The organism is Bradyrhizobium sp. (assembly GCF_036009065.1).
Taxonomy (GTDB): Bacteria; Pseudomonadota; Alphaproteobacteria; order Rhizobiales; family Xanthobacteraceae; genus Bradyrhizobium.
This window is the reverse complement of the sequence record NZ_DASYMN010000186.1, coordinates 1-5,389: the sequence shown is the minus strand read 5'-3', so window position 1 is coordinate 5,389 and position 5,389 is coordinate 1. Positions and strand designations below refer to the sequence as shown.

The 5,389-nt window shown below is 60.9% G+C and carries 6 protein-coding genes; 5 read left to right on the top strand and 1 reads right to left on the bottom strand.

Features of this window, described 5'->3' with window-relative positions; translation table 11 throughout:
* From VGP39_RS11015 to VGP39_RS10995, 5 genes are all read left to right on the top strand, one after another.
* Positions 1–1,162, top strand: a 1,162-nt coding sequence (locus tag VGP39_RS11015; RefSeq protein WP_327568135.1) for a 2-isopropylmalate synthase, incomplete at its 5' end; no start/stop codon positions are given.
* A gap of 196 nt (positions 1,163–1,358) precedes the next feature.
* Complete coding sequence (locus VGP39_RS11010) at positions 1,359–2,360, top strand: TRAP transporter substrate-binding protein (RefSeq protein WP_327568134.1); 1,002 nt, start codon at positions 1,359–1,361, stop codon at positions 2,358–2,360.
* Positions 2,361–2,545: 185 nt separating this feature from the next.
* Positions 2,546–3,121 carry a TRAP transporter small permease gene (locus tag VGP39_RS11005; RefSeq protein WP_327568133.1) on the top strand — a complete coding sequence of 192 codons (576 nt, stop codon included), beginning with the start codon at positions 2,546–2,548 and terminating at the stop codon, positions 3,119–3,121.
* Positions 3,118–4,443: a TRAP transporter large permease subunit gene (locus VGP39_RS11000; protein WP_327568132.1), complete on the top strand. Its 1,326-nt coding sequence runs from the start codon at positions 3,118–3,120 to the stop codon at positions 4,441–4,443. The genes VGP39_RS11005 and VGP39_RS11000 overlap by 4 nt, the downstream gene beginning before the upstream one ends.
* A 117-nt stretch (positions 4,444–4,560) precedes the next feature.
* The gene (locus VGP39_RS10995; protein ID WP_327568131.1) at positions 4,561–5,145 is read left to right on the top strand and encodes a Spy/CpxP family protein refolding chaperone; all 585 of its coding nucleotides are present in this window, start codon (positions 4,561–4,563) and stop codon (positions 5,143–5,145) included.
* A gap of 60 nt (positions 5,146–5,205) precedes the next feature.
* Here VGP39_RS10995 and VGP39_RS10990 read toward each other — a convergent pair.
* Positions 5,206–5,389 (bottom strand): hypothetical protein (locus VGP39_RS10990; protein ID WP_327568130.1); only part of this gene is annotated, 184 nt, incomplete at its 5' end.

The following is a 5,389-nucleotide window of genomic DNA, read 5'->3' as shown; positions in this document are numbered from 1 at the left end:
CACCCGCGCGCGCAATCACATCGACGACGTCGAATGGTCGGCGGAAGACGGCACCCGCAGCGAGATGGATTATCTCTGCCGCATCGTCGAGGCCGTGATCAAGGCCGGCGCTACCACCGTCAACATTCCGGACACGGTCGGCTACACGGTGCCCGAGGAATACACCCATTTCATGCGTACCTTGATCGAGCGGGTGCCGAATTCCGACAAGGCGGTATTTTCCGTCCATTGCCACAACGATCTCGGCATGGCGGTAGCGAATTCGCTGGCCGGCGTTGCCGGCGGCGCGCGGCAGATCGAATGCACCGTCAACGGCATCGGCGAGCGGGCAGGCAATGCCGCGCTCGAGGAAGTCGTGATGGCGATCAACGTCCGCAACGACAAGTTTCCGTGGTGGAACAAGATCGACACCACCATGCTGACGCGCGCATCGAAGCTGGTGTCGGCGGCGACCTCGTTTCCGGTGCAGTACAACAAGGCGATTGTCGGCCGTAACGCGTTCGCCCATGAAAGCGGCATTCATCAGGACGGCGTCCTCAAGGATGCCTCGACCTACGAGATCATGCGGCCGGAAACGGTCGGCCTGAAGCAGTCGTCGCTGGTGCTCGGCAAGCATTCCGGGCGTCATGCCTTCGTGCACAAGCTGGAGGAGATGGGCTACAAGCTCGGCGCCAATCAGCTGGAAGATGCGTTCGTGCGGATGAAGGCGCTGGCCGACCGCAAGAAGGACATCTACGACGAGGACATCGAGGCGCTGGTCGATCAGGAGATCGCCAACGCGCATGACCATATCAAGCTGGCCTCGCTCACGGTGATCGCGGGCACCCATGGTCCACAGCGCGCCACCATGAAGCTCAATATCGGCGGCCAGATCAAAATCGAGGAAGCCGAAGGCAACGGCCCGGTCGATGCGGTGTTCAACTGCATCAAGGCGCTGGTGCCGCACGAAGCAAAACTGGAACTCTATCAGGTCCATGCCGTGACCGAGGGCACCGACGCGCAAGCCGAGGTGTCGGTGCGGCTGGCCCATGAAGGCCGCTCGATGACGGCCAAGGCCGCCGACCCGGATACGCTGGTGGCCTCCGCAAAAGCCTATCTCGGGGCGCTCAACAAGATCGTCATGAAGCGCCAGCGCGACATGCCGGAGGCTGCGGCGAGCTGATTGCTTCAAAAAGACGCTTCCGAATTTATCGAAAACGCGGCGCTCAGGGGCACCGCGTTTTGCGTTGCAGCAATGGTTGGGCTGGGTCCCTGCTAACGGGCAATAGCGTTTCGACCCGCTTGTCTGTATTGGTGCCGCTAGCCACCATCCACAGGAGCGTCGCGGTGCACGCTCCAATAATCAATCAGGAGGAAACATGCGCAAACTGATTTTGGCAGCGGCGTCGGTCACGGCCCTCGCTCTGATCGGACCGGCATCGGCGCAATCGCCGATCATCATCAAGTTCAGCCATGTCGTTGCGCCGAATACGCCGAAGGGCCTTGCTTCCGAGAAATTCAAGGAGCTTGCCGAAAAATACACCGGCGGCAAGGTGAAGGTCGAAGTCTATCCGAACTCGCAGCTCTACAAGGACAAGGAAGAGCTGGAAGCGCTGCAGCTCGGCGCGGTGCAGATGCTGGCGCCGTCGAACTCGAAATTCGGCCCGATCGGCGTCAGGGAATTCGAGGTATTCGATCTTCCCTATATCCTTCCCGATCTCCCGACGCTGCGCAAAGTCACCGACGGCCCGCTCGGCGCCAAGCTGCTCAAGCTGCTTGAGCCCAAGGGCATGACCGGTCTCGCTTACTGGGACAACGGTTTCAAGGAGATGAGCGCCAGCAAGAAGCTGGTGACGCCGGCGGACTACAAGGGCCTGAAATTCCGCATCCAGTCGTCCAAGGTGCTGGAAGCCCAATTCCGTTCGCTCGGCGCGATTCCGCAGGTGATGGGATTTGGCGAAGTCTATCAGGCGCTGCAGACCGGCGTGGTCGACGGCCAGGAGAACACCTGGTCGAACATCTACACCCAGAAAATGCATGAAGTGCAGAAGTACATCACGGAGACCCATCACGGCTATATCGGCTACGTCGTGGTCGTGAACAAGAAGTTCTGGGATGGCATGCCGGCCGACGTTCGCGAGCAGTGCGAAAAAGCCATGAAGGAGGCCACCGCTTACGGCAACGGCCAGTCGGCGAAGGAGAACGAGGACGCCAAGGCGGAAATCATCAAGACCGGCAAGAGCGAAATCATCAAGCTGACGCCGGAGCAGGACTCCGCGATGCGCAAGGCGATAGAGCCGGTCTACAAGGACGTCGCTTCCCGCGTCGGCCAGCCGCTGATCGATGAATTCCTGAAAGAAACCAGGGGTGCGACCAACTAAGCGGCCGGGAAGTTATTCAAAGATGGGTCATGCCGGGCAAAAGCGCGAAGCGCGTCTTCGCGCCGATGTCCCGGGCATCCACGTCTTTTGGTAGATCAATGGGAGAAGACGTCGATGGCCGGGACAAGTCCGGCCATGACGTGGGGTAGGCGAGACTGACATGATCGACGCTGCATGGGGGACTGATGTTTCTTCGTATCCTCGACCGGCTTGAGGAGATATTGATCGCGTCGCTGATGGCGCTCGCGACCTTTATTATTTTCCTTGCGGTGATGCACCGTTATCTCATCGGCATCCCATTGCTGTACCCGATCCTGTTCCCGATCAATCTGTCCTGGGCGCAGGAACTGTGCATCTACATGTTCGTCTGGGTGGCTAAATTCGGCGCGGCGTATGGCGTGCGGACCGGCATCCATGTCGGCGTCGATGTCGTGGTCAACCAGCTCAAATCGCCGTGGCGAAATATGGTCGTTCTGTTCGGTCTGTTCTGCGGCGCGTTTTTCACCGCCGTGATCGGGACGATGGGCGCGAAATTCGTGATTGGACTGATGCAGACCGACCAGGTCTCCCCCGATCTCGAGATTCCGAGTTGGTTCGTCTATCTCTGCATTCCGCTCGGCTCCTATCTGATGTGCTTCCGCTTCCTGCAGGTCGCGTTCACCTATTGGCGGACCGGCGAGTTGCCGCACCATGACCACGCCCACGTCGAGGGTGTCGAGGTGGAAGAACCGGGCATCGGCGCGGCGGAGGTCACGCGATGACCAGCCTGTTCATCTTCGGCCTCCTGATCGCGCTGATGCTCACCGGCATGCCGATCTCGATCGCGCTCGGCATGACGGTGCTGACGTTCATCTACACCATGACCAACGTGCCGACTGAATCGGTGGCGCTCAAGCTGTTTACCGGCATCGACAATTTCGAAATCATGGCGATTCCGTTCTTCATTCTCGCCGGCAATTTCCTCACCCATGGCGGCGTCGCACGACGCATGATCAATTTTGCGACCTCGATGGTGGGACACTGGCATGGCGGACTTGGGCTTGCCGGCGTCATGGCGTGTGCGCTATTCGCCGCGGTATCGGGCTCGTCGCCGGCCACCGTGATCGCGATCGGTTCGATCATGCTGCCGGCGATGGTGAAGCAGGGCTTTCCCAAGCGCTTCGGCGCCGGCGTGATCACGACCTCGGGCGCGCTGGGTATCCTGATTCCGCCATCGATCGTGATGGTTATCTATTGCGTCGCGACCGGCGGCAGCGTCGCGCTCGATCCTGCCGGCCATCGCGTCTCCTCGGCCTCGGTCGGACAGATGTTCATGGCCGGCGTCATCCCCGGCCTGATGCTGGCGACGCTGCTCGGACTGACAACCTTTTATCGCGCGTGGAAAAACGACTATCCAAGACTTCCGCGCGCGAGCTGGACCGAGAGGCTTGCCGCGTTCCGGAAATGCGCGTGGGGATTGCTGCTGGTCCTGATCGTGCTCGGCGGCATCTATGCGGGCCTGTTCACGCCCACGGAAGCCGCGGCGGTAAGCGCGGTCTACGCGTTCGTCATCGCCGTATTCGTCTATCGCGACATGTCGCTGAAGGACGTGCCCAGGGTTCTGCTCGGCTCCGCCAATATGAGTGCGATGATTCTCTACATCATCACCAACGCGGTGCTGTTTTCGTTCCTGATGGCCAACGAGAATATTCCGCAGCAGATCGCGGCATGGATCACATCGGTCGGCGTCGATTGGGTGATATTCCTGCTGATCGTCAACCTGCTGCTGCTGCTGGCGGGCAACGTGATGGAGGCGTCGTCGATCGTCCTGATCATGGCGCCTATCCTGTTTCCCGTGGCGGTGAAGCTCGGCATCCATCCGGTGCATCTCGGCATCCTGATGGTGGTGAATATGGAGGTCGGCATGTGCCATCCGCCGGTCGGCCTCAATCTGTACGTGGCGTCCGGGATCGCCAAGATGGGCATCACCGAACTCACCATCGCGGTGTGGCCTTGGCTCCTGACCATGCTGATCTTCCTCGGCATCGTCACCTACGTGCCGGAAATATCGCTGTGGCTGCCGCGCACACTCGGCATGCTCTGAACGGTCGCTGAACGGCGTCCTATTAAATCTTGGTAACAGACGCTCTCTGTCCAAGATGTAATTTGATTGCGCCGCGCCAGGCGTCCATCCTCAGGCAACCTTTCAATGGAGGTTCGCATGAAGAAAATCCTTCTGGCCGGCACTGCAGCGCTCGTCCTCGCCGGCTCCACCGCCGTCTATGCCCAGCACCGACCCTGGTTTCACGGTCACATGCGCATGAGCGCCGAGGACCGCGCGGCGTTTGCCGATGCGCGCATTGCCGCGGTCCATGCTGGCCTGAAACTCACCCCGGACCAGGAGAAGCTCTGGCCGCCGGTCGAAACGGCGGTGAAGGAATTCGCCAAGCTGCGGATCGACCGCGCCAATGCCCGGATGAATGCGATGCGCGACGACAGTCGCGACCGGCAGCAGCCCAACGATCCGGTCACGCGCCTGCGCGACCGCGCCGACACCATGGCGACCACAGCGGCGGCCATGAAGAAGATCGCCGACGCCGCCGATCCGCTCTACAAGACGCTCGACGACGGCCAGAAGCGCCGGCTTGCCATCCTCACGCACATGGAACGCCGTTTCGGCCGTGAAGGCTGGCGTCATCGCGGCTTTGAGCGCGACGATGGCGGTGATCGCGGCGATCGGGATCGCGGTTACGATCGGGATCGCGGGCCCGGACGCGACCGGGACGGGCGAGGCGAGCGGCTTTAAGCACATAGGCGCGGTCTGTCCTGAACACGAGCAAAAAGCCGCCGGATTCCGGCGGCTTTTTCATGTTTCCGGCCAGAGGTTGCACCGGGGAAAAGCGCCGGAGCTTTGCTGGACATCGCCGGTTCGCTTTGCTAAACGACGCCGTCCCGACCCAAGGATTTCCGGACTGGTTCCGGGCGCATAGCTCAGTTGGTAGAGCAGATGACTCTTAATCATCGGGTCCCAGGTTCGAGCCCTGGTGCGC

Coding starts and splice junctions, on each gene's coding strand:
- VGP39_RS11010 (WP_327568134.1), top strand. CDS start 1,359: ATGCGCAAACTGATTTTGGCAGCGGCGTCGGTCACGGCCCTCGCTCTG.
- VGP39_RS11005 (WP_327568133.1), top strand. CDS start 2,546: ATGTTTCTTCGTATCCTCGACCGGCTTGAGGAGATATTGATCGCGTCG.
- VGP39_RS11000 (WP_327568132.1), top strand. CDS start 3,118: ATGACCAGCCTGTTCATCTTCGGCCTCCTGATCGCGCTGATGCTCACC.
- VGP39_RS10995 (WP_327568131.1), top strand. CDS start 4,561: ATGAAGAAAATCCTTCTGGCCGGCACTGCAGCGCTCGTCCTCGCCGGC.